Origin of the sequence: Bradyrhizobium sp. (assembly GCF_016213215.1) — a bacterium.
GTDB lineage: Bacteria > Pseudomonadota > Alphaproteobacteria > Rhizobiales > Xanthobacteraceae > Bradyrhizobium.
Genome location: NZ_JACRAW010000025.1, coordinates 121,744 through 144,366, shown reverse-complemented (window position 1 = coordinate 144,366; position 22,623 = coordinate 121,744). Strand labels below are relative to the sequence as shown.

Genomic DNA, 22,623 nt, shown 5'->3' with positions numbered 1-22,623 from the left:
CGTCCCTGACCCTCGGCTGAACCGCCGATTGAGCCACTCTTGCCTTGAAAGATGACTGAATTGTCTTAGCTTGCAACCCCGCATTTTGTCGTCGACGCCGTCGTCGAGTTGAGGGATCACGATCATGAGAGCGTTGCTGGCAGGTGTTCTGCTGCTGCTCGAGCTATCGGGGCCGGCGTGCGCCGACCCGCCCAGGCTTGCGGTGTTCGATTTCGAGCTCGTCGACACCAGCCTGCAGGGCGAAGCGTATGGGTCGCGATCCGAGCAGGAGCGGCTGGTGCGCGCGGCAGATCAATTGCGCAAGCAGCTGGTCGAGTCCGGTAAGTTCCAGCTTGTCGACATCTCGCCGGTCAATGCTGCGGCGCACGGCAGCAATCTGCAGGCCTGCGGCGGTTGCGATGTGCGCCTGGCCGCGCAGATCGGCGCCGATCTAGCCATGACGGGCATCGTGCAGAAAGTCTCGAACCTCATCCTCAACATGAACATCTACCTGCGCGACGTTCATACCGGAAAGCTGGTTGTTGTCGCGAGCGCGGACATGCGCGGCAACACCGACGAATCCTGGTCGCGCGTGGTCACCTATCTCGTGCGCAACCGGCTGCTGGCCCCCAATTACGACGCCCCGCAGCCGCAGTGATATCGAAACGGATCAGGCGCTTAGGCGCGCCGCATGCCAGCGCAGATGATCGCTCATGAAGGTGGAAATGAAGTAGTAGCTGTGATCGTAGCCCGCCTGGCAGCGCAGGGTGAGCGGAATGTTCGTCTTCTCGCAGGCCGCTTGCAGCAGTTCGGGGCGAAGCTGCTGGGTCAGGAACTGGTCGGCATCGCCATAGTCGACCAGGAACGCGGAATATCGTGCGCCGTCCTCGATCAGCGCGATGGTGTCGTGCTTGCGCCAGGCCTCCTCGTCGTTGCCGAGGTAGCCTGCGAGCGCCTTGGTTCCCCAAGGCACAACGGATGGCGCCACGATCGGGGAAAAGGCGCTGGCGGCCCGGTAGCGGTCGGGCAGGCGCAGCGCGACGGTCAATGCGCCATGGCCGCCCATGGAATGCCCCATGACGGAATGCCGCTTCGGGTCGACCGGAAAGTTCGCGGCAACGAGTTGCGGCAGTTCTTCAGTCACATAGCTCCACATGCGATAGTGTTGCGCGAACGGCAGCTCGGTCGCATCAACGTAGAAGCCCGCGCCTAAACCAAAATCGTAGGCGCCTTGCGGATCGCCCGGCACCTCGGGTCCGCGTGGACTGGTGTCGGGGGCGACGAAAATCAAGCCGAGCTCGGCGCAGGCGCGTCGGTATTCGCCTTTCTCCGTCACATTAGCATGGGTGCAGGTCAGTCCCGACAGATAATAGACCACCGGAAGTCGCACGCCGTCCTGATGCTCCGGCACATAGACCGAAAACGTCATCTCGGTCTTGGTCTGAAGGCTCGCGTGCTTGTAAACGCCCTGCGTGCCGCCATGCGATTTATTGAGCGAAACGGTTTGGACAGTCATGTGAATCTCCGGCACTTCAACGAAGCGGGATTATAGCGAAGCCGAATTATAACGGCTGTGTGGCTGATTTTTGCCGCCCGTTTCGACGGCGGCCGCGCACTTGCCGGGCGGAACGGCGGACCTGCCAGCATCCGCGCGTCGTCAGGTTACGCCGCTCTCGATCGCCAGGCGTACCAATTCGGTCGAAGTGCGCACGCCAAGCTTTTGACGCATAATGGAAGAAGTGTTGGCTACCGTCTTGTAGGAGGATTGAACCAGCCAGGCGATCTCGGACAGGCTCTTCCCTGCGCTGAGCAGGCGGAGGATTTCCATCTCGCGCGGGGTCAGCTTGGAAAGCGGGTTTTGCGCCAGCGCCGGCCCCGCGAAGGCAATGCTTCGGGCAATGGCGGGCGGAAGATAAGTTTCGCCCTTGCCGACCTGGCGGATGGCCTCCGCTAGGTCGTCGGGGTCGCCGGTTTTCGAGACATAGCCCTTGGCGCCGATTTCGATCGCGCGGGCGGCGAAGGCCGGGTCGTCGTTCATGCTGAACATGATGATGCGGGTCGCGGGGGCGCGGGAAAGAATGCGCCGGGCCAGCTCGAACCCCGATATCGTCGGCAGGTTGATGTCGATGACGCAGATGTCGGGATGCTCGGCGGCAAAGATGCGCTCGCCGCTTTCGGCGTCATGGGCCTCGAGGATCACGATATCCGGTTCGTCGGCAAGAACGGCGCGGCAGCCTGAAGCGACGATCGGGTGGTCATCGACGATCAAGACGCGCATGAGCCAAAATCCCCGACGGCGGCAAGGGCGCGATGCTGCATCGCATCACGCTCCGCGCAGACACGTGGCCGCGCCACTCCTCCCATTGTGCATCTCTGGCGAGATTGCGCTACGTTGGATTAGATAGCCGGTTCCCTGGTCTGTCAACGTTCCTCCGGGTGCGGAACCGAGCGTGTAGGGTGGGGACGACTCGATGTGGCAGAAACTTTCGTTGCGGGCGCGCATCAATCTACTTCTGGCGCTCGTGCTACTGCTCGGTCTTGCGGTCAACGTGGCGCATCTGGTCCTCGATGCCGCGCCGCGCGTTCGGGCCGAAGATCAAAGCGTGACGCGGCTGGCGCGCGAATTCATCGAAATGATCGTTGCGGATTTGAAGGACGCGCCGGATCCGGACGCGAAACTGACGCAGCTCGCAAGCGATCTGAGCCGGCTTCGGCATGTCAGCGTTACGTTGCGCGATGAAGCGGGAAACCCGCTCACGAGCGTTCGTCGTGATGGTAGCGAAGGCCGACGATCGCCGCCCGCCTGGTTCGTCGCGCTGGTTCATCCCGAACAGACCGCGGTCAGCGTACCGGTTGCCATCCGCGGCAAGCCCGGCTCGCTCCTGATCACCTCGCATCCCGATGATGAAATGGCGGAGATCTGGGACGGGATCGTCACCCAGCTCGAGGTCGGCTCGGTCGTCGCGCTGGCGCTGTTTCTGGTGACCATGAGCGTGGTCAATCGCGCGCTCGCGCCGCTTCAGTCGCTTTCGCAGGCGATGAGCGAGATCGAAAGCGGGCGCTACGATGCTCGGGTACGGCCGGGCGGCGCGCCGGAGCTGGCGGAAATCTGTGCCAAGCTGAACCATTTCGCGGCGACGTTGGGCGAGGCGGTCGAGGAGAAGCGTCGCCTTGCCGAGCGCGCGGTGTCGCTTCAGGATCTGGAGCGCAAGGAGATTGCGCGCGAATTGCACGATGAGTTCGGGCCCTATCTCTTCTCGCTTCGCGCCCATGCCAGCGCCCTGACGCGGCTTTCCGAAGGCGGCGAGCCGAGCGTCGAAGCGATACGAAAGCACGGCAGCGTCATGCTGGAGCAGATCAACGCGCTCCAGCAGTTCAACCGCAGGGTTTTGGAGAAGCTGCGGCCGGTTGGGCTCGCCGAGCTTGGGCTTGTCGAGGCGATCGAAGCCCTACGACGCCTGTGGCGGCAATCCCATCCCGAGGTCGCGATCGAAACACGGGTGTCGCAGTCTCTTGGTGAGACCGGAGAAACCACCGACTTGACGATCTACCGCATGGTTCAGGAGGCCCTGACGAATGTCTTCCGTCACGCCGGCGCGACGTCCGTCAATGTCAGCATCGAGTCGGCTGAACAGGAAACAGGACCCCGGGGCAACCGCGACTGCGCGCGCGTGCGCGTCGCCGACAACGGCCAAGGCCTGAAGCCCGACCACAAGCTAGGCCTGGGGCTGACCGGCATGCGCGAGCGCATTCTGGCGTTGGGTGGCACGCTGACCATCGCCTCGGGCGAGGGCGGCTTTACGGTGGAGGCGCTAATTCCCAAGCGGCCTTAGTGAGGAAAGGCGCGTGACTGCCCAGTCGGGAGTTTTTCCCGACTATTTCGGGAACAAGACCGCAAGGCAACCCGACTTTTGCAGGTGGCGCGGCATCGTCCGCCGACTACTATCATTCTCCCGAACCGGCGACGTCACAACGGCCGGGCGGGGTTGGGACGGAGCAAATGGGCGTTCGAGGTCTCCTGTTGGCGTCAATTTCGGCGGGGCTGGCGCTCGGGACTGACGCCGTCTTCGCGCAGGACGAAGAAACGAACGTCCAGAACCTGCCGCCGGTGGAGGTTGTGGCGCCGGCAGCCGCGCCCAGGCAAGCTCGGCAGCGAGGCCCGACGCGCGAAGTTCGCCAGGTCCGCCCACGCACCAGGGTCTATGTGTACCCGACCACACCAGGTACGAGTGCAAGCGTCGATGTCGACAAGGTTCCAGCCAGCATCAACGCCGTCGATTCAAACCAGATCAGGCGCACCCGCTCACCGGACATCGCCGATGCCTTGCAGCAGTACGTGCCCGGTCTCAGCATCAATGAAGTGACCGGCAATCCATTCCAGCCTGATGTGCAGTTTCGCGGCTTCGTCGCTTCACCTCTGGCCGGCACGCCGCAGGGCCTTGCCGCCTACCAGAACGGCGTGCGCATCAACGAGGCGTTTTCCGATATTGTCAATTGGGACCTGATTCCGACCGCAGCGATCCGGTCGGCCACCATCGTGACCAACAATCCCGCCTTCGGTCTCAACGCACTCGGAGGTGCCGTAAACCTTCAAATGAAGGACGGCTTCACCTATCACGGGGCCGAGGTCGACATCATGGGTGGTTCATATGGCCGCATCCAGGGCTCGGCGCAATGGGGCAAGCAGGTCGACAATTGGGCGGTCTATGGCGCTGTCGAAGCCGCACATGACAACGGTTTCCGCAATTTCTCGTCATCGGACGTGCGGCGCTTCTACGGCGATATCGGGTATCGCTTTGAGGGCACGGAATTCCACCTCAATGGCGGCCTCGCCAACAACTTCCTCGCGGGACCTAGCACCGTTCCGGCCGAATTGCTCCAGCAATATTGGGGCGCGACCTATACGACACCGCAGACCATTGCCAACAAGGTTGGCTATCTGAACCTGACCGGCAAGGTCGAGGCAACGCCGACCTGGACCTTTGATGGCACCGCGCATGTGCGGGGCTTCAGTCAGAAGACCGTGGACGGAAACCCGACAGACACCGAGCGCTGCAGCGTGCCGGCAGGCTTTTTGTGCTTCGGCGACGACACGACGCCCGCATTCGGCCTGAACGGCCTGCAGCTTCCCGATCCGTTTGCTCCCGATGCGATTCTTAGCCAGATCGATCGCACCGGCACGCGATCGACCACGTTTGGCGTATCCGGGCAGGGGACCAACAGCGATCAGTTTTTCGGGCATGAGAATCGCTTCGTGATCGGCGCAACTTATGATGTCAGCAGCACGCGCTTTAACGCCACCTCCGAATTGGGAACGGTGGGCGAGAACTATGTCGTGACCGGAAGCGGGGTATTTCTGGGCCGATCAGGCGTTCCGACATCGATCGGCCCGGTGTCGCTTCGCACCGTCAACCAGTATCAGGGGCTCTATGTGCTCGATACGTTCAACGTGACAGATCGCTTTTCGGTTACGGCAGGCGGCCGGTTCAACGCCGCCCGCATCACGCTGCATGACCAGCTCGGCACCGCGCTCAATGGCGACCATACCTACAATCGATTCAATCCGGTCATCGGCGGCACTTACAAGATCACGCCGGAAGTGACCGCCTATGCCGGCTATTCGGAAGCCAATCGCGTGCCGACGCCGCTTGAACTCGGTTGCGCTGATCCGGCGAATCCCTGTCTGATTGGGCAGTTCCTGATCTCCGATCCGCCATTGAAGCAGGTCGTATCCAAGACCGTGGAAGCGGGCTTTCGCGGCACCAAGGAATTGAACATCGGCTCGCTTGGCTGGAAAATCGGCGGCTTCCGCGCCACCAACCACGATGACATTCTCCCGATCCCGATTCCCGGGTTAACGGGATTCGGCTTCTTCCAGAACGTCGGCTCGACGCGGAGGCAGGGTATCGAAGCCGAGGTGAGCCTCAAGTCAAATGTGCTTCAGTTCCAGGCGAGCTACGCCTTTCTGGACGCGCGCTTCCTCGATGCGCTGCAGGTCGGCTCGGACAGCCCCTTCGCCGACGCCGACGGCAATATCCAGATCCTGCCGGGCAACCAGATTCCCCGCCTGCCGCGCCATCTCGTCAAGGCCAGTGTCGAATACGCAGTCACCGACGCCTGGAAGGTCGGCGGCGACGCGCTCTTCGTCTCGAGCCAATATTTCGTCGGCGACGAGTCCAACCAGTTTCCGAAGCTGCCGTCCTATACCGTGTTCAATCTGCACACCTTCTACCAGATCAACGAGACCTTCCAGATCTACGGTCGCGTCAACAACGTCTTCGACAACCGCTACTCGACTCTCGGCACCTTCTTCGACACCGACGACGTGCCCAACTTCACCAGCGGCGGCGCGGCGTTCTCGGATCCGCGCTCGCTCAGCCCGGCCCGTCCGCGTGCGTTCTACGCCGGCCTGAGGGCGAGGTTCTGAGCCGGCGCCGTTGCTGCAACGGTCACACCCGCCTGGCGCTTTTCGCCATGCTCTATTTCCGTGGGAGATGATCTCCGCCCCAAGACCGGCGTCCCGGGTCGTTTGCAGCCGGTTACGATACCGGTATCCTGAAGCCGCAAAGCGGAGAGGCATGGATGGTAGGGATTTTCTCGCGTCGTCAATTTGCCAGTGCAACCGGGCTTTCGGCGCTCGGGATCGCGGCGACGGCAGCCGGGGCAAAGGAGCGAGAGATGAAGTCAGCACCCGATCCTCACACCGCAGGCGGCTTTCCGTATGGTTTTGTGTGGGGCACCGCCACATCTTCTTATCAGATTGAGGGAGCCGTCGATGAGGACGGGCGAGGACGCTCGATCTGGGATGTCTTCAGCCACACGCCCGGCAAGATCCTGGACGGCACCACCGGCGATCGCGCCAACGATCACTATCACCGCTACAAGGAGGACGTCCGGCTCATCAAGGAGCTCGGGGCCAAGGCCTACCGCTTTTCGGTCTCCTGGCCACGCCTGTTTCCGCAAGGGGACGGCGCGCCCAATCCCAAGGGTCTCGACTTCTACAACCGGCTTATTGACGAGCTTCTTGCCAGCGGCATCGAGCCGTGGCTGACACTCTATCATTGGGATCTGCCGCAATCCCTGCAGGAGCGGTTCGGCGGCTGGCGGTCGACTGAGACCTGCAAGGCGTTCGCCGACTACGCCGCTTTTGTGGCCGAGCGGCTCACCGATCGCGTCAAGCACATCTTCACGCTCAACGAAAGCGGAAGGTTCGTCTATTTCGGCTACGGCAGCGGCATCGACGCGCCGGGCCTCACGCTTTCCAAGGCGGAGGTCAATCAGGTCCGGCACAACAGCGCGCTGGCCCACGGTCTTGCCGTGCAGGCGATCCGCGCCCGCGGTCGTGCCGGCACCAAGATCGGTCCCGCCGAGAACATCGCAGCCTGCCTGCCCGCATTCGATGCGCCGGAACACGTTCGCGCGGCCGAGATCGCCTTGCGGGAAATGAACGCGAGCTTCCTGAACGTGGTCCTGGAAGGCAAATACACCGACGCTTTCCTCAAATGGGCCGGCGCCGACGCGCCGAAATTCTCCGCCGAGGAATTGAGGATCATTTCCTCGCCCGTCGACTTCGTCGGCCTCAATATCTATGCGCCGGAGCAATACATCGTCGCGGCCGACCACGCGCCGGGCTTTTCCGTGCTGCCGATGCCGGCCTCGTTCCCGCATATGAGTTCGGATTGGCTGAGGATCGGACCGGAGACGATCTATTGGGTGCCGCGACTTGCAGCAAAGATCTGGAATCTTGATGCGATCTACATCAGCGAAAACGGGACATCATCTGTCGATGAGCCGGCACCGGACGGCAGGATCTACGACACCGATCGCATCATGTACCTCCGCAACTATCTGGCGCAGTTGCAGCGCGCTACCGCTGAGGGCGTGCCCGTTCGCGGTTATTTCCTGTGGAGCCTGATGGACAATTTCGAGTGGGTGTTCGGCCTCAACAAGCGTTTCGGCCTGTACCACGTCGATTTCGAGACGCTGCGCCGGACGCCGAAGCTCAGCGTGTCTTTCTATCGCAACGTGATCGCGCGCAACGCCGTGGGCGTCTGACGCGGGATCTTCTTGTTGGTCGGTCCGTCCACGAACTCGGCCTCCCTATCCCCGACGGGGAGAGGTCGATTTGCTCCCGGCGATGCGAAGCATCGTCCGGTGCAAATCGGGGAAGGGGCTCAGGTCCCACCTGAGGACGTAACCCTCACCCGGCGACGCGCGCCAACCTCTCCCAATGGGAGAGGTCGACGGCGCGGATGCGACCCGGTCCGAGTTGATCCCACAGTCCCATTCGCCGGCACGTGCACGCGTTCATCGTTGCGGCCAAGCTGCGCCGTCAGCTGCTTGCTACGATCCAGAGCGTCTGAACAGACGCTCGTTGAGCCGATAAAGGCCACGCGCAAGGCCGCCGATGAACCAACCAAAAACGTACGAAATGAGCAGGCTGAGCACCAGGCCGGCATACCCTCCCGCCGGCCAAGAGTCGGGGATCAGCCCATGAAGACCGGTGATCAACGCAGGAAGGAGCGCCAGCGCGAAGTACATATGGTCGCCGCTAAGGAGCATCATTCCGATCGCCAGAACAAGAAACGCCAGGTAGATGCCTGCCGATATCACGCCGCCTTTGCTGAGCTTCATGTGCCCCACCCGCCAACTCACCTTCTTCCCGCCCAAACCGGGAGGCGGCAGCCCTTATGTTCAACACTTTGTCGTCAGAGATCCTATTATGAGTTCAACGTCAGTTGGAAGCTCGGATAGAGATTACCGACGTGCTCATGGTGAAGGTATAAGAGCCCTCTGGCTGGCAGATCCTCGCCAGTAAGCTCATCGATCAGAGGCTTAATCTCCCGCCTGATCACGTATCATCCTTCTGCCGGAGACACGGGCCGATCAATTCCAACTCAAATTCGCGACGGCACAGGGATCGGCTGCGGCTGCGCGTGATTGAAGATCACGCGCTAACGGTTCGCCTTCGGCTTGGTTGCGAATTGCGGGAAGATCTCCGCGACGATCGGGCCGTCGGTACGCCAGGAATAGCATCCGTTGACGAAATAGGGCCGTTCGGTCAACCCGGTGCGGCTGTCGAGCGAGTCGCCTCCGTCCGGGCTCTTGCCGTAGGACATGGTCTGAAACAGGGCGGTGGCCGCTGTGGCCAGCAACTCGGACAGGTGCGTGCAGCCTTCGAGCCGCCCGATCTTCTGCCGGACGACCTCGCGCCAGCCTTTTCCGATTTTCTCGCCGACCAGGCGCGCAAGGAGCGGCTGGACATGGATGCAGGTGGGATATGGCGTCGCGAGCATCGACGTCTCGGCTTCGCGAATTGTCATCTCGTCGTCGATCGCAAGCCGCAGGCAGATCTCGTGGATAGGGTCTCCCGCCTGCATCGAGCCGCGGAAGCGGTCCTGCATCGCGAACGGCTTGGTGTCGACGAGCCGCGCCTCGATTTCCCAAAGCCCGTCGTCGCGGAGATATCCCTGACACTCGACCGTTCGCCGGTGCATGGGGCGACGTTGTCTTCGTTGTTTGTCTTCAGGCTGTGGCATTCGGTATTTTCGGCGCTTCCTGTCATGCATTTCATCCGCAACGGTCCCTCGTGTCAATTGTTTGACCCGTTGTCCGGATCATTGTAGTCGCTGTCCTTCGAAAAGCAGATCGGTGGTGTTCACCCGTTGGGGATGCTGCCGAAGTAGAACTACTAGGGAGAGACGCCATGGTTGACGCGCTGATCATCGATGCCTGCAGGACGCCGCGGGGAATCGGCAAGGCCGGGAAGGGCGCGCTTTCCGGCATTCATCCGCAGCAACTGGGGGGCACGGTTCTGCGTGCTCTGGCCGACCGAACCGGCATCAATACCGCCGACGTCGACGATATCGTCTGGGGCTGCAGTTCCCAGCGTGGCCCGCAGAGCGGCGACCTCGGGCGCATGTCGGCGCTCGACGCCGGCTATGACATCCGGGCGAGCGGGGTGACGCTGGACCGCTTCTGTGGCTCCGGCATTACCAGCGTCGGCATGGCGGCCGCCTCGATCATGTCGGGGATGGAAGACCTCGTGATCGCCGGCGGCACCGAGATGATGTCCATGGAAGGCCGCCGCGGCGAGGGGCCGCTCATGATGGATGCCGGCAATCTGCGGCTGCGGGCGAAGCATCCGCAATCGCACCAGGGCGTTTGTGCCGATGCCGTCGCGACGTTGGAGGGTATCACCCGGCAGGACGTCGATGCGCTGGGCCTCGAGAGCCAGAAGCGTGCCGCGAACGCCATTGCGAACGGCCATTTCAAGAAGAGTCTGGTGCCGGTCTACCGGGAGGACGGCAGCCTTGCGCTCGATCACGAGGAATATCCGCGCCCGCAGACGACGATGGAAGGGCTCGCCGCGCTGAAGTCTGCGTTCCCTGCGATTGCCGACTATGAGCTCGACGACAAGGGTACGACCTATCGCGGTCTCATCCTGAAGAAATATCCGGGTCTTGAGATCGATTTCGTGCACCATGCCGGCAACTCGTCCGGCGTGGTGGACGGCTCGGCCGCAATCCTTCTCGCTTCGCCGGCCTACGCCAAAGCGCACGGCTTGAAGCCGCGGGCGCGTGTGGTCGCGATGGCCAACATGGGTGACTGCCCGACTCTGATGCTGAACGCGCCGGTCCCCGCCACGCGCAAGGTGCTCGCAAAAGCTGGATTGACGCTCGACGACATCGACCTGTTCGAGATCAACGAGGCGTTCGCGGTGGTGACGGAGAAATACATCCGCGATCTCAAGCTCGATCGCGCCAAGGTCAACGTCAACGGCGGCTCGATTGCCCTCGGCCATCCCATCGGGGCGACCGGCTCGATCCTGATCGGCACCGTCCTGGACGAGCTCGAACGTCGCGACCTCAGGCGCGGGCTGGTGACCATGTGTGCCGCCGGTGGCATGGCGCCGGCCATCATTATCGAACGGCTTTAAATGCGCCGGCGCTGAACGTTGATGCTGAAACTACGGTGAGAGCGCGTCTCCCTCCGGCTTCCGGCCGTGGGCTGTCGTCACGTCGGCCGCTTGGGGGGTGAAGCTTCCCCAGCTCCATCAGCTTCAAGCCTCGTGGCGGCGCGTGACGGAGGGTTGTTTCTGACTGCAGCGTTACCGACTTGGGTTGCCAGTGGCACTTCCGCGCGGGAGCCCGAGCCTGGCGCCGACCGCGCAAGTGTCGCCGCGTCGAGTCGCAACCAGTCACCAGAATCAAGCAGGCTCCCAGCGGGTGAGAAGGGCGCGCGAGCCTTGAAATCAGGGCTAAAAGCACCCTGCTCGGTTGGGACAAGCCGTTTTCCCGGTAAAAATGCTGCTTTTTTGCTTCAGTGGGCTAAAAACCCCTAAAAAAGGCAACAAAACTGTGCAGAAGCCTCTCTGTCCATGCTGGTTGGTCTAATATGCATGCGGCAACGAATCAGAGGAGACACGATGCCAGCCCAAATGACCAAATCGCAATTGATTGAGAAGATTGCGACCGCCACCGAGCTTTCCAAGCGTGACGTCAAGAGCGTGATGGAAACGCTGACCGATGTCGGCCACAAGGAGCTGAAGAAGAACGGACTCTTCCTCCTGCCCGGATTTGCCAAGTTCGTCGTGATCAAGAAGCCGGCGACCAAGGCGCGCAAGGGCACCAACCCGTTCACCGGCGAAGAGATGATGTTCAAGGCCAAGCCGGCCCGGAAGATCGTCCGCGCCCGGCCGGTCAAGGCCGCCAAGGACTCGGTCGCCTAACGGCCCCGCCCAAACAGCAAAGGCCCCCTTAATGGGGGCCTTTTTTATTTGCTGGTGTGGCGCTTGGCCCTCGGGGGACGCGTTTCGAACAGTCGTCGTGCGGCATTGCCGGCCTCGGCGGCCAGACGAAGCATCCCAATTGCAGCAGGTTGTTGAGGAAGTCGTTCAGGGAGAGCAGCACCCATGATTGTCGCCCTGGCGCTCAACCTGCATCGGCGGGCACGGGACCGATCCGTAGGAGCAGAACACGCAGCAGTCGCCTGTCTTTGGGCGCAGCAGGGTCCCACAGCCCTCACACTCATAGAAGAATTGGCAAGCCTCGGTAGGCATTTCCTCGACCTTGCGGTGCCCGCAGTGCGGGCAGGTGATCTCGGAGCGAAGTTCGGGCGAGACGGTCATGGCGACACCGGGCAGCTTGGGCACCAAGTTGTAGCCGGCTCCGCCTCGCAGCAAGCGCGGCGTTCGCCAACTCGCCTCGGCCGCTCAGGAACTTAGTGTTTGCGATCTTTGCGCCGGACGGGGGACGAGCTGAAGGGCGCGACGCGGTGCCGTGACCGCATGCCAGGACAGAGTCAGGGCGCGGTCCAATACGCGCCGGAACTTTCGGATGTTCTGGAAGCCCATGGCCGTTTCGAGCATCGCGAACAACGCGATCATCAGCAGAGCCTTTAGCGTCTCGTTGGGGATTTCTGTCATTTCGGCACCCACGCAGCCGGTCTTTGCTGCGCCCTAAGCGTCGGAGCTAAGCACAAGTCTCCGGTAGTGTTTTGCTCTGGATCAACGTGCGACAAAATCACAGCTCAGATCGCGGCGGCGGCCGGCGTCCTTGTCGGCTCCAGCGCGTCGGCAATCGCCTCGTCAATGCGCTCCAGCCAGATGAACTCAAGCCTGTCGCGGGCGCCTTGCGGGATGTCGTCGAAGTCGCGGCGGTTGCGGGCGGGCAGCATCACACGCTTCAAGCCTGCCGCAGCGGCGGCGACCACCTTCTCCTTGATGCCGCCGACCGGCAGCACCATTCCTCGCAGCGATATCTCGCCGGTCATCGCGGTGTCGTGCCTAGCCGTGCGGTTGGTCAGCAGTGAAGCGAGCGCGGTGAACATCGCAACACCGGCGCTCGGCCCGTCCTTCGGCGTCGCGCCGGCCGGGACGTGAACGTGAATGTCGCTCTTCTCGAACACAGCCGGGTCGATCCCGAGCTGCGAGGCGCGGCTCTTCACCAGCGTCAGGGCGGCTTGCGCGCTCTCGCGCATGACGTCGCCGAGCTGTCCGGTCAGGATCAGCCCGCCCTTGCCGGGGACGCGCGTTGCCTCGATGAACAGGATGTCGCCGCCTACCGGCGTCCAGGCCAGTCCGGTCGCAACTCCCGGCACGCTGGTGCGCAGCGCGATCTCTCCCTCAAAGCGCGGCGCGCCGAGAATGGAGGTGAGGTCCTTGGCCGCGACCTTCACTTGGGTCGAGGACCCTTCCGCGATCTGAACCGCTGCATGGCGGAAGATCTTGCCGATCTCGCGCTCCAATGATCGCACGCCGGCTTCACGCGTATAGCCCTTGATGATAAGCCGCAGGGCCTCGGAGTCGATCTCCGCCTGGTCGGGCTTGAGGCCATTGGCCTCGAGCTGACGGCGTACGAGATAACGGCGCGCGATTTCCAGCTTTTCGTCCTCGGTGTAGCCGGGCAGGCTGATGATCTCCATGCGATCCTGCAGGGGACCCGGGATCGTGTCGAGCATGTTGGCGGTAGCGATGAAGACCACGCGCGACAGGTCGAACGGCACACCGAGATAGTTGTCGCGGAAGTTTGCGTTCTGCTCGGGGTCGAGCACCTCCAGCATGGCTGCGGAGGGATCGCCCTGGATGCCGCGGCCCATCTTGTCGATCTCGTCCAGCATCATCACGCAATTGCGTGTGCCGGCCTTCTTGATGCCCTGAATGATGTTGCCGGGGAGGGCGCCGATATAGGTGCGGCGGTGGCCGCGGATCTCGGCCTCGTCATGCACGCCGCCGAGGCTCGCCCGCACGAATGGGCGGTCCATGGCGCGCGCGATCGACTGGCCAAGCGAGGTCTTGCCGACGCCGGGAGGGCCGACAAAGCACAGGATCGGCGCCTTGCCGTGGGGCGCGAGCTTGCGCACCGCGAGATACTCGATAATGCGCGCCTTGATCTTCTCGAGGCCAAAATGATCGTGATCGAGGATGCGGCGAGCCTCGGCGATATCGATCGGCTTTTCCTCGGGCAGGCTCCAGGGCAATTCGATCAGCCAATCGAGATAGGTGCGGACCATTCCGGCTTCGGCGGCGGCCTCAGGCATGCGCTCGTAGCGGCGCAATTCCTTGCGCGCGTGGCTTTCCGCGTCCGGCGGCATCTTTGCCTTGGCGATGGCGTCATTGAGCTCGGCGACTTCCTGGGCCTTGCCCTCGCCCTCGCCGAGCTGGCGCTGGATGGTCGCAAGCTGCTCGCGCAGGATCGCCTCGCGTTGCCGCTCGTCGAATGCAGCCTTGGTCTTCTGGCCGATCTCGTTCGTGATACGAAGCACCTCCAGCCGTTCGGCCAGGTGCTTCGACACCCTGTCCATCCGCAGCGCAAGCTCGACGGTCTCCAGAATCTCCTGCTTGTCCTGCGGCTTGATGTCCATGTAGGAGGCCGCGAGATCGGCGAGCGCGCCCGGAGAGGTCGTGTTCTGGAACATCGCGACCAATTCCGGCGGCGCTTGCGGCAGCAGCTGGATGGCTTCGATCGCCTGCCGCTGCAGGTTGAGAAAGCGCGCCTCGATCTCGGGCGAGGTCGTCGTCGGCTCCGGAATGTGCAGCACGCGTGCGGTAGGGAACGGCGTGCCGGGCAGGAAATCGAGAACGCGGGCGCGCTGCACGCCCTGGCAGACGAGGTGATGGGTTTCGTCCGGCGCGGTGACATAGCGCACAAGGTTGGCGACCGTGCAGACCCGGTACAGCTCGTCGGGGCCTGGATCGTCCGTCTCGGCATTCCGCTGCAGCAGAATGCCGACGGGCCGCTGCTCGCGCACGGCCTGCTGGGCCGCGGCGATCGATTTCGGCCGGCCGATGGTGATGGGAATGACGGCGCCTGGAAACAGCACCGTGTTGCGGACCGGAATGATGATCAGCGCGTCATCCGGAATCCGGGCGGTCTCGGTCGGGGTGGCTGCGGGCGTTTCTTGTTCGGGCGACATGATCGACCTCACAGGGACTTGGCGAGGCGCAGCGCGATGCAGCCGTGCATCTCGTAGCGGCTGACGGCGTAGCGGCCGGCGGGCAGGGCGATGCGTCGTTCGAAGCGGCCCTGCGGCAGTTCGAGTCGGTGAATCCGGGCGCTGCGCAGTTCGGGGGGCAGCGTGCGATGCCCGCTGATGATCAGGATGCCGTTGTCGATCACGGTCTCGACCTGGTCGGGATCGACCCCCGGCAGGGCGACAAGAATGAGCAGCTCGCGATCGGTCTCAAGCACGTCGATGGGCGGCTCCCAGGATGCTTCCTGGCCGGCGGCGGCGGTCCTGAGGTTGAAGAACTGCTGACGAAGCCGTTCGGCGCGCGCCAGCGAGTCGATGGCTTCGGACAGCATCCAGTTCAGGGGATCTTTGGACGGCATGGGCGATCTCTCGGAATGGCCTTCTAGATAGGAAGCCTGGTTCCCCATGCAACCGGCACCAAGCAGTCCCGCTCTGAAGAAAACACCCCGCTGGCTTAGAGCGCTTGATCTTCAGCGTTCCCGATATCGCCGCCCAATTCCCCGCCCGGGGCTCCCTCGTTGCACGAAAGGCGAAGCGCCGCGGTACCGGCCGCGGCGCTTTGCTTTGGTGCAATCTGGACCCAAGGCGAGTCTGGCCTAGGCCGCCTCGCGCTGCTCTTCTTCGGCTTCGAGGTTGATCACGGAAGTGGCCAGTTCGGTCAGGGTGTGATCGGTTGCCTCTTCCTCCGCGAGCGTTGCCTGAAGGAGCTCCGCCGCATCTGGCATTCCGAGTTCCTCGGCCCAGGTCCGCAACGTGCCGTACCGGGAGATCTCGTAATGCTCGACGGCCTGCGCGGCGGCGACCAGGCCCGCATCCAGCGCCGGCGCTCCCTTGAATTCCTTCATGATCTCGGCGCCTTCGTCGGTGATGCCGTTGATGGCTTCGCAGGGCTTGCCGCGTGCGGGCTTGCCGATCATCTTGAAGACCTGGTCGAGGCGCTTCACCTGACCCTGGGTCTCGCGAAGGTGTTTGTTGAAGGCTGACGCAAGCTCCCGGGAATGGGCCGCTTTCGCCATCTTGGGCAGGGTCTTGATAATCTTGTTTTCTGCGAAGTAGATGTCCTTCAGCGTTTCATGGAAGAGATCGCTGAGCGTTTTCTGAGATTGGCGCGTCCGCCGCGCCGTCGATCGCTTCTTCTTTGCTTGTCTGGCCATAACTCCTCCTGTCGAGAATGGGGGAGGCATGTCCTTCCTCCGCCCTGCGGCGATCAAGCTTTTGCGAGGCGAAAGGTTCCCACGCGAGACGATGCCGTGCACGCGCCCTGCCGATCCGCGGCTACAGCTGCCGTTTATATGGATCTTCCCGCCGCTGGGCGGCCTGCGTGTTGCGGTCAATCTTTGCGCGTTCGTCGCGGCGAAGGCGACCGGCTTTGATGGCGCCGTAGGCGAGAAGGAGGCCCAGCACGACGACGCCGATCACCCAGAGATAGAGCATATTCACTGAGGTTTGCCCGAGGATCATTCCTATCCCGCTGTCACTCATCGTACATACTCCGCCTTGTGTCCTGGCGAGCTAAGTCAGGCGGCCATCGATCGTTCCGGACAGGCGCGGGGCGGGCAAACCTCCTGTGCCTGTCGGCATTGGACGGCGTATCCACTAAGTGAGACCGTCCGCCGGGAAGGGACTGGGGTGGGATTTCGCCTTGTCGGCTTCGTCACGCTGATTTCGACTTCGTCGGGCCCGCTGTCCCGATTCGCCGATCGTGCGGTCGGGACGCCCGGTCCGTGCCGCGATTCCGTTTTTTCGAACGCTCGTCCCACGCGCAGCTCGGTCTCCCGGCCGCGGCTGAACGATCCTGCATTGCTTTCCTTCCACGTTGCGGGTAGCTGCTTTGCAAGGAAGCTCCCGGCGTGAGCTCGCTTGCCAGCCGCTCGGGCCGGCCGCTTTGCGAGGTCGGTCACGAAGGCGCAACACGGATGAAGTTGACGGCCAGATGACAGCGGACGAGACCAGGAAGCGGCAAGCCATCATCGATGCCTGCCGGCGCATGAACGCGCTCGGCATCAATCAGGGCACGTCAGGCAATATCAGCGTTCGGCACCGGGACGGGTTGCTGATCACCCCGACCAGCGTTCCTTATGACGCGATGACGCCGGAGCAGATCGTCTTCATGGCGATGGACGGCTCGTTCGAGCCCGGCCAGAAGCCGTCGAGCGAGTGGCGGTTCCATCTCGACATCCTGCATGCACGGGGCGACGTGAACGCGGTCGTCCACGCCCATCCGCCTTACGCCACCATTCTTGCCATCATGGGCATGGAGATCCCGGCGGTCCATTACATGATCGCGGCGGCCGGCGGCGACACGATCCGCTGCGCGCCCTATGCGACGTTCGGTACCGCGGAACTATCCGACCATGCGGTCAACGCGCTGGAGGGACGCCTCGCCTGCCTGCTCGACCATCACGGCATGATCGCGCTCGGCGCGTCGCTGGAGAAGGCACTGTGGCTGGCGGTCGAGGTCGAAACCCTGGCGCGGCAATATCACGGCTGCCTTCAGATCGGTAAGCCTCCGCTCCTCACCAGCGCCGAGATCGAGCGTGTTCGGCAGAAATTCGCCGGCTATGGGCTTTCGGACACGTAACGGACAGGCATCCGGTGTACGCGCGCATTAGGCACATTGTCGATCGCAGCGGATCGAACCGGGTCCTGATGCGCATCCGCGCGCTGCTGCGCGGCAACGAACTGTATCTGATCCCGCTGGCGCTGCTGGTAGGCGCCCTTGCCGGAGCGATCGTGACGCTGATGGCCGAGATCGCCCAGGTCGCGCATGTACTGATCTACGGCATCCCGATCGACGTTCGTCTCAGCGCCAACGCCTGGGTCAACCCGTGGGCGGCGATGATCGCGCCGGCGAGCGGCGGCCTGTTGATCGGCCTCATCGAGTGGTGGCGCCGCCGCCTGAAGATCGCAAACGCGGTCGACCCCGTCGAGGCCAATGCGCTGCGCGGCGGCCGGATGTCGCTGCGCGACAGCGCTGTGGTGAGTGCGCAGACGCTGATTTCGAACGGCTGCGGCGCCTCGGTCGGCCTGGAGGCCGGCTACACGCAGATCGGTTCGGGGCTCGCTTCGCTGGTCGGCAGGTTCCTGCATTTGAGGCGCACCGATCTTCGCCTGATGGTTGGCTGCGGCGCCGCTGGCGCGATCGCCGCCGCATTCGGCGCGCCGATCACCGGCGCGTTCTACGCCTATGAGCTGATCGTCGGGGTCTACTCGGTCAGCAGCGCGGCGCCGATCCTGGCCGCCTCGCTGTCCGCGGCGCTGACGGCGCAATCGCTCGGCGGCGCGCCATATTCGCTCGAGGTGCCGCGGGTCGGCGCGGTCGGCGTCGAGCAATATCTCGCGCTCATTGGACTCGCATTGGTTGCGGCGGGGGTCGGGATTGCCGTGATGCGAAGCTCGGCTGTGGTCGAGCGTCTGTTCGCGCAACCGTGGCTTCCGCTGTGGATCAGGCCGGTGATCGGCGGCCTTTGTGTCGGCGGCATGGCCATCATCACACCGCAGGTGCTCGCGGCCGGGCACGGCGCGATGGTGCTGGACCTGCATCAGGACATGACCGCGAGCCTGATCGCGATGATCGTCGCGCTCAAGCTGATCGCCTGCCTGATTTCGCTTGCGTCCGGTTTCCGCGGCGGCCTGTTCTTCGCTTCCCTCTTCGTCGGCAGCCTGCTCGGAAAATTCTTCGCGGCCGTTCTTGTGCTGGTGAGCCCGTCCCTTGCCATCGATCCGCTCGTCAGCATGCTGACGGGCATGGCGACGCTCGGGGTGGCCATCGTCGGCGGGCCGCTGACGATGTCGTTCCTGGTCCTGGAGATGACGCGCAGCGTCGACGTCACCGCTGTCGTGCTGGCCGGCTGCATGGTCACCAGCATTTGCGTCCGCTTCCTCTTCGGCCATTCCTTCTCGACCTGGCGGCTGCATCTGCGCGGCGAGACCATCCGCAGCGCCAACGACGTCGGTTGGCTGCGCAACCTGACGGTCGAACAGATGATGCGGCCCGACGTCGGCAAGGTGCCGTCCACCACCACGATCGCCGCGACCCGCCGCGAATTCGTGCTGGGTTCGCGCCAGGCTGTCGTCGTGGTCAGCAACGCCGACGAATATGTCGGGCTGGTCATGCTGCCGGACCTGTTCTCCGGCGACCTCGACAGCATCGCGGACGACATCCAGGTGGTGGAGCTCGCCACGTTTACCGACGTCGTGCTGCTGCCGGAAATGAACGTGAAGACCGCCATGAGCGTGTTCGACGAGGCGGAAGCGGAGGTGCTTGCCGTTGTCGAATCGGCGGACAGCCGCAAAGTGATCGGCTTTTTGACCGAGTCCTTCGCCCGCCGGCGCTATGTCGAGGAAATGGACAAGGCAACGCGTGGCGTGCTCGGCGCGCTGTCGTAGGGCCGAAGCGGCTCCTGCAGATGTCGTTTGTGGCGATGCGACAAATCGCGCCCTCGAAACCGAAGCTCGCGGGGGAGTTGACCTTGATCAACCCGAAGTAGACAGTTGATTGTAGACTTCTACTTTGGCTACCAGAGGAGATTCAGATGTTGACGTGCAAGTGCTTGATCTCTCCGGCCGGCCGTCGCGTCGTACTGGCCACGATCGCGACTCTGGCCCTCGTCACACCGCAGACGCCGGTACTCGCTGCCTCCCCGGCGCCAGCGGCCAAGGACACCTCGGTAGCCATCGCCTCACATGACGTCACGGATTTCAGCTCGGTCCGCCGGCGGTACTACCGTCGAGGAGGCAATGCCGCCGGGGCGGCTTTCATGGGCATGGCGATGGGGCTGGTGGCCGGTGCGATCGCGGAGCAGCAGAGGCGCGAGTACTACGAGAACTACGGCTATTATTATGGCCCGCGTCCCTATTATGCGCCCCGGCCATATTATTACGGTCCCCGATATTACTATTCGCCGTACTAGGCTCTCCGCGTGGGGACCGTGCCTCGGGTGCGCTCCCCACTGCGCGCGGGTGAAATGTGGATGAGATCTTCGTGACGATCGCAAACATTTGATTTCGCGCAAAACGCGGATTGGCCAACGCCTCTAGCCTGCGCGTGTCGGGGGAAGGGCGGCTGCCGTTCCCGAAAGGTCAAGCTTGCGGCGACCGGTGAGTTTTTCCGTTTTCACGAACGTCGGTTGCCGTGATCCGTTCTCTTGACCGGTTATCTTGGGGGCCGGAATGCGCGCATCTCGCCTTGTCTTATTGTCGCTCATTGCAATCACGCTGAGTCCGGCCATGGCTGTGGCCGCTCAATCCCAGAGCACCAGGATTCGTTCCGACATTCGGGTCTCGCTGGACTGCGAACGCCCCATGCAGGTGCGGAATTATAGTGCCCGGGTGAACTTCGACGGTGTCCTCAACGGCGACGGCTCGGCCAATGCGGATCTGACATTCAGCGGGTTCGGTCTTTCTGCGGTCGTCCATTTCGATGCCCGCCTTGGGCGTGGCAGCCAGCCCGCGCCCGGCGGCAGCTCACAACTGCGCGTCCTGAACCCGCATGCCTTGCGCGGCATCTGGTCGCTGCCGAACAACGACCTGATGATCGATATCAACACCTCCGGGTCGAGCTGTTCGGCTTCGATCAGGGTCGCCCTGAAGCGGGGCCATAGGGAATATACGCTGTGGAACGGCAACAAGTTCTATTACTGCAGCGCCGTCCGCGTCCTGCAGACGAGCTGCAGCGCCCAATAGCGGCGAGACCGCGCACGTGACGGGTTCTCGACAAGACCGCGCCTTTGGACATCGCATGATGCGGGCGTTCGCGCGGCCCATTCTCCTGGTGCTCTTGGGTATGTGGTTCTGCCTGTGTGCGGACGCGGCCTTCGCGGACAAGCGCGTCGCCCTCGTCATTGGCATGTCTGAATATCAGCATGTGCCGCGCCTTGAAAATCCGGCGCACGACGCCGACCTGGTTGCGGGTCTTCTCAAGAGGGCGGGCTTTGACGTCGTCACCATTCAGCATGATCTGGGCGTCGCCGCGTTGCGCCGGGCGATCAGGGATTTTTCCCTGACGGCGGCAGATGCCGACGTCGCTGTGGTCTATTTCGCCGGCCATGGCATCGAGGTCAACGGAACCAACTATCTGATCCCGGCCGACGCCAGGCTGCTCAGCGATTTCGATATCGAGGATGAGACAATATCGCTCGATCGGGTGATGTGGGCGCTCTCCGCGGTGAAGCGGCTGAGGCTCGTCATTCTTGATGCGTGCCGCGACAATCCCTTTGCCAAGACGATGAAGCGGACGATCGCAAGCCGCGCAATCGGCCGCGGCCTCGCCAAGGTCGAGCCCGACGTGGCGAACACGCTGATCGCGTTTGCCGCGAAGGCGGGCGCGCTCGCCAATGACGGGGAGGGCGCGAACAGTCCGTTCGCGGCGGCGCTCGTCAAACACATTGCCGAGCCCGGACTTGACTTGCGTATTGCCTTCGGGCGGGTGCGCGATGAGGTTCTCCGGACGACCGGAAACCGCCAGGAGCCGTTCGTGTACGGCTCGCTGGGCGGGGACACGATGGCGCTCGTGCCTCAGACGGCGAAGCCGGCCGACCCGGAAGCAACGGCGCGCGTCGATTACGAACTCGCAGCTCAGGTCGGGACCAGAGAGGCGTGGGAGTCGTTCCTGAAGCTCCATCAATCCGGTTTCTACGCGGACCTGGCCCGCGCGCAGAACGCCAAGTTGCTGACGGCCGAACAGTCTCTGGCAAGCGCCGACGAGATGCGGACAAAGGCGGAGGAGCAGGCTGCGCAGAAGGCTCAGGAGTTTCGCAAGAAGGTGGAGGAGCAGATCGCCCGTCAGCCCGCGGAGGCAAAGCAGAAGCTCTCCGGGCAAGCGAAGAAGGACCTCGAAGAGGCGCGCCTTCAGGCTGCCGAGCAGGCCAGGAAAGAACTTGATGCGGCCAAGGAGCAGGCGAGGTTATCGGAGCAAAAGGCGCAGGCAGCGCGTGCGGAACTCGAGCGTGTCCAGCGCCAGGCGGCGGCGGATGCCCGGGCGCGGGTTGAGGAGGCAAAGCGCCGGGCGAAACTGGAGGCCGAACGGCTGGCCCTAAGCACGCCGACCGAGCCGGCGGAGCCGGCACAACAGCCGCCGCAGATGGACTCCAGGGACGTCGCGCGCCTGTTGCAGGCTCATCTCAAGCGCGTCGGGTGCGACCCGGGCAATACCGATGGAAACTGGGACGACAGTTCGAAGAAGGCACTTGACCTCTTCAACCGGAATGCGAGGACCCGTGTGAATGCGAAAGTGGCAAGTCTCGATGCGCTTGATGCAGTGCGCGGCAAGACGGATCGCGTCTGTCCGTTGATCTGTGCTACGGGACAACGGGCCGAAGACAATCGCTGCGTCCAGATCAGCTGTCCAACCGGCCACTTCCTCAACTCCAGCGGCGCCTGCGAAAAACGCACCGAATCCGCGCCAAAGGCACGCACGGGCGGGCGCGGGAGCGGTCGATGCTTCACCTTCAGCGGCAGAACGTATTGTGAGTAGGCGTTGAGCCGGGACCGGTGCGGTTCATCGGGCTGATCGTGGTCCCACGAACGCATCCGTAGCCGCTTGTGGCGCTAACGTGGCGCGGCCGGGCATCGACCGGCCGGGGCTGGGCACGGCCTCTCTACACACTGCAGAACGCTCTGGGTTTGCAAGGTCCCAAGCTGCTTCCGCCCCTCGGTGCGTTCATTATTCTC

Annotated in this window: 20 protein-coding genes; 11 read left to right on the top strand and 9 right to left on the bottom strand. The window is 63.3% G+C overall.

Annotation, left to right across the window (positions count from 1 at the left end; translation table 11 throughout):
* The first annotated feature begins 124 nt into the window (after window positions 1-124).
* Window positions 125-637 carry a DUF3280 domain-containing protein gene (locus HY852_RS06150; protein ID WP_291603476.1) on the top strand — a complete coding sequence of 171 codons (513 nt, stop codon included), beginning with the start codon at window positions 125-127 and terminating at the stop codon, window positions 635-637.
* 12 nt (window positions 638-649) lie between these two features.
* On the opposite strand, the gene fghA is transcribed toward HY852_RS06150, so the two are convergent.
* Window positions 650-1,495 (bottom strand): S-formylglutathione hydrolase, encoded by an 846-nt coding sequence (fghA, locus tag HY852_RS06145; protein ID WP_291603474.1) that lies wholly within the window; start codon window positions 1,493-1,495, stop codon window positions 650-652.
* Between the two features lie 141 nt (window positions 1,496-1,636).
* Entirely contained in the window at window positions 1,637-2,257 is a 621-nt protein-coding gene (locus HY852_RS06140) for a response regulator transcription factor (protein ID WP_291603472.1), read from the bottom strand.
* A 193-nt stretch (window positions 2,258-2,450) separates the two neighbouring features.
* Here HY852_RS06140 and HY852_RS06135 point away from each other — a divergent pair, with 193 nt between their 5' ends.
* The 3 genes from HY852_RS06135 (at window position 2,451) to HY852_RS06125 (ending at window position 8,034) form a co-directional block, all read left to right on the top strand.
* Entirely contained in the window at window positions 2,451-3,812 is a 1,362-nt protein-coding gene (locus HY852_RS06135; protein WP_291603471.1) for an ATP-binding protein, read from the top strand.
* A 167-nt stretch (window positions 3,813-3,979) separates the two neighbouring features.
* Window positions 3,980-6,406 (top strand): TonB-dependent receptor, encoded by a 2,427-nt coding sequence (locus tag HY852_RS06130; RefSeq protein ID WP_291603470.1) that lies wholly within the window; start codon window positions 3,980-3,982, stop codon window positions 6,404-6,406.
* Window positions 6,407-6,561: 155 nt separating this feature from the next.
* A complete protein-coding gene (locus HY852_RS06125) occupies window positions 6,562-8,034 on the top strand; it encodes a GH1 family beta-glucosidase (RefSeq protein ID WP_291603469.1) in 1,473 nt (490 codons plus the stop codon).
* Between the two features lie 288 nt (window positions 8,035-8,322).
* On the opposite strand, the gene HY852_RS06120 is transcribed toward HY852_RS06125, so the two are convergent.
* Both HY852_RS06120 and HY852_RS06115 read right to left on the bottom strand, forming a co-directional pair.
* Complete coding sequence (locus tag HY852_RS06120) at window positions 8,323-8,613, bottom strand: hypothetical protein (protein ID WP_291603468.1); 291 nt, start codon at window positions 8,611-8,613, stop codon at window positions 8,323-8,325.
* Between the two features lie 320 nt (window positions 8,614-8,933).
* Window positions 8,934-9,476 carry a DUF2889 domain-containing protein gene (locus tag HY852_RS06115; protein ID WP_291603467.1) on the bottom strand — a complete coding sequence of 181 codons (543 nt, stop codon included), beginning with the start codon at window positions 9,474-9,476 and terminating at the stop codon, window positions 8,934-8,936.
* Window positions 9,477-9,685: 209 nt separating this feature from the next.
* Here HY852_RS06115 and HY852_RS06110 point away from each other — a divergent pair, with 209 nt between their 5' ends.
* Together HY852_RS06110 and HY852_RS06105 are read left to right on the top strand one after the other, a co-directional pair.
* Window positions 9,686-10,918, top strand: coding sequence for an acetyl-CoA C-acetyltransferase (locus tag HY852_RS06110; protein ID WP_291603465.1), 1,233 nt, complete (start codon window positions 9,686-9,688; stop codon window positions 10,916-10,918).
* 489 nt (window positions 10,919-11,407) lie between these two features.
* Complete coding sequence (locus HY852_RS06105) at window positions 11,408-11,710, top strand: HU family DNA-binding protein (RefSeq protein WP_291603464.1); 303 nt, start codon at window positions 11,408-11,410, stop codon at window positions 11,708-11,710.
* A 165-nt stretch (window positions 11,711-11,875) separates the two neighbouring features.
* Here HY852_RS06105 and HY852_RS06100 read toward each other — a convergent pair whose 3' ends face one another.
* From HY852_RS06100 to HY852_RS06080, 5 genes are all read right to left on the bottom strand, one after another.
* The gene (locus tag HY852_RS06100; protein ID WP_291603529.1) at window positions 11,876-12,109 is read right to left on the bottom strand and encodes a GDCCVxC domain-containing (seleno)protein; all 234 of its coding nucleotides are present in this window, start codon (window positions 12,107-12,109) and stop codon (window positions 11,876-11,878) included.
* 401 nt (window positions 12,110-12,510) lie between these two features.
* Window positions 12,511-14,895, bottom strand: coding sequence for an endopeptidase La (gene lon, locus HY852_RS06095; RefSeq protein WP_291603463.1), 2,385 nt, complete (start codon window positions 14,893-14,895; stop codon window positions 12,511-12,513).
* A gap of 8 nt (window positions 14,896-14,903) precedes the next feature.
* Window positions 14,904-15,311, bottom strand: a complete 408-nt coding sequence (locus tag HY852_RS06090; protein WP_291603462.1) for an Hsp20/alpha crystallin family protein — start codon at window positions 15,309-15,311, stop codon at window positions 14,904-14,906.
* A gap of 237 nt (window positions 15,312-15,548) precedes the next feature.
* Window positions 15,549-16,106 carry a ferritin-like domain-containing protein gene (locus HY852_RS06085; RefSeq protein WP_291603460.1) on the bottom strand — a complete coding sequence of 186 codons (558 nt, stop codon included), beginning with the start codon at window positions 16,104-16,106 and terminating at the stop codon, window positions 15,549-15,551.
* Window positions 16,107-16,227: 121 nt separating this feature from the next.
* Window positions 16,228-16,434, bottom strand: a complete 207-nt coding sequence (locus HY852_RS06080; protein ID WP_291603459.1) for a hypothetical protein — start codon at window positions 16,432-16,434, stop codon at window positions 16,228-16,230.
* Window positions 16,435-16,885: 451 nt separating this feature from the next.
* Between HY852_RS06080 and HY852_RS06075 the strand changes: the two genes are divergently transcribed.
* From HY852_RS06075 to HY852_RS06055, 5 genes are all read left to right on the top strand, one after another.
* Window positions 16,886-17,533: an L-fuculose-phosphate aldolase gene (locus tag HY852_RS06075; RefSeq protein ID WP_291603457.1), complete on the top strand. Its 648-nt coding sequence runs from the start codon at window positions 16,886-16,888 to the stop codon at window positions 17,531-17,533.
* A gap of 14 nt (window positions 17,534-17,547) precedes the next feature.
* Entirely contained in the window at window positions 17,548-19,341 is a 1,794-nt protein-coding gene (locus HY852_RS06070; protein WP_291603454.1) for a chloride channel protein, read from the top strand.
* A gap of 146 nt (window positions 19,342-19,487) precedes the next feature.
* A complete protein-coding gene (locus HY852_RS06065; RefSeq protein ID WP_291603453.1) occupies window positions 19,488-19,865 on the top strand; it encodes a hypothetical protein in 378 nt (125 codons plus the stop codon).
* A gap of 391 nt (window positions 19,866-20,256) precedes the next feature.
* Window positions 20,257-20,637 carry a hypothetical protein gene (locus HY852_RS06060; protein ID WP_291603451.1) on the top strand — a complete coding sequence of 127 codons (381 nt, stop codon included), beginning with the start codon at window positions 20,257-20,259 and terminating at the stop codon, window positions 20,635-20,637.
* Window positions 20,638-20,692: 55 nt separating this feature from the next.
* Entirely contained in the window at window positions 20,693-22,426 is a 1,734-nt protein-coding gene (locus HY852_RS06055) for a caspase family protein (RefSeq protein ID WP_291603449.1), read from the top strand.
* Window positions 22,427-22,623 lie beyond the last annotated feature (197 nt).

Bases quoted from the DNA above. Each gene is read 5' to 3' on its own strand.
- HY852_RS06080 (WP_291603459.1), bottom strand. From the start codon at position 16,434: ATGAGTGACAGCGGGATAGGAATGATCCTCGGGCAAACCTCAGTGAAT.
- HY852_RS06110 (WP_291603465.1), top strand. From the start codon at position 9,686: ATGGTTGACGCGCTGATCATCGATGCCTGCAGGACGCCGCGGGGAATC.
- HY852_RS06150 (WP_291603476.1), top strand. From the start codon at position 125: ATGAGAGCGTTGCTGGCAGGTGTTCTGCTGCTGCTCGAGCTATCGGGG.
- HY852_RS06125 (WP_291603469.1), top strand. From the start codon at position 6,562: ATGGTAGGGATTTTCTCGCGTCGTCAATTTGCCAGTGCAACCGGGCTT.
- lon (WP_291603463.1), bottom strand. From the start codon at position 14,895: ATGTCGCCCGAACAAGAAACGCCCGCAGCCACCCCGACCGAGACCGCC.
- HY852_RS06135 (WP_291603471.1), top strand. From the start codon at position 2,451: ATGTGGCAGAAACTTTCGTTGCGGGCGCGCATCAATCTACTTCTGGCG.
- HY852_RS06055 (WP_291603449.1), top strand. From the start codon at position 20,693: ATGATGCGGGCGTTCGCGCGGCCCATTCTCCTGGTGCTCTTGGGTATG.
- HY852_RS06115 (WP_291603467.1), bottom strand. From the start codon at position 9,476: ATGCACCGGCGAACGGTCGAGTGTCAGGGATATCTCCGCGACGACGGG.
- HY852_RS06100 (WP_291603529.1), bottom strand. From the start codon at position 12,109: ATGACCGTCTCGCCCGAACTTCGCTCCGAGATCACCTGCCCGCACTGC.
- HY852_RS06140 (WP_291603472.1), bottom strand. From the start codon at position 2,257: ATGCGCGTCTTGATCGTCGATGACCACCCGATCGTCGCTTCAGGCTGC.
- HY852_RS06060 (WP_291603451.1), top strand. From the start codon at position 20,257: ATGCAGGTGCGGAATTATAGTGCCCGGGTGAACTTCGACGGTGTCCTC.
- HY852_RS06105 (WP_291603464.1), top strand. From the start codon at position 11,408: ATGCCAGCCCAAATGACCAAATCGCAATTGATTGAGAAGATTGCGACC.
- HY852_RS06065 (WP_291603453.1), top strand. From the start codon at position 19,488: ATGTTGACGTGCAAGTGCTTGATCTCTCCGGCCGGCCGTCGCGTCGTA.
- HY852_RS06120 (WP_291603468.1), bottom strand. From the start codon at position 8,613: ATGAAGCTCAGCAAAGGCGGCGTGATATCGGCAGGCATCTACCTGGCG.
- HY852_RS06075 (WP_291603457.1), top strand. From the start codon at position 16,886: ATGACAGCGGACGAGACCAGGAAGCGGCAAGCCATCATCGATGCCTGC.
- fghA (WP_291603474.1), bottom strand. From the start codon at position 1,495: ATGACTGTCCAAACCGTTTCGCTCAATAAATCGCATGGCGGCACGCAG.
- HY852_RS06090 (WP_291603462.1), bottom strand. From the start codon at position 15,311: ATGCCGTCCAAAGATCCCCTGAACTGGATGCTGTCCGAAGCCATCGAC.
- HY852_RS06085 (WP_291603460.1), bottom strand. From the start codon at position 16,106: ATGGCCAGACAAGCAAAGAAGAAGCGATCGACGGCGCGGCGGACGCGC.
- HY852_RS06130 (WP_291603470.1), top strand. From the start codon at position 3,980: ATGGGCGTTCGAGGTCTCCTGTTGGCGTCAATTTCGGCGGGGCTGGCG.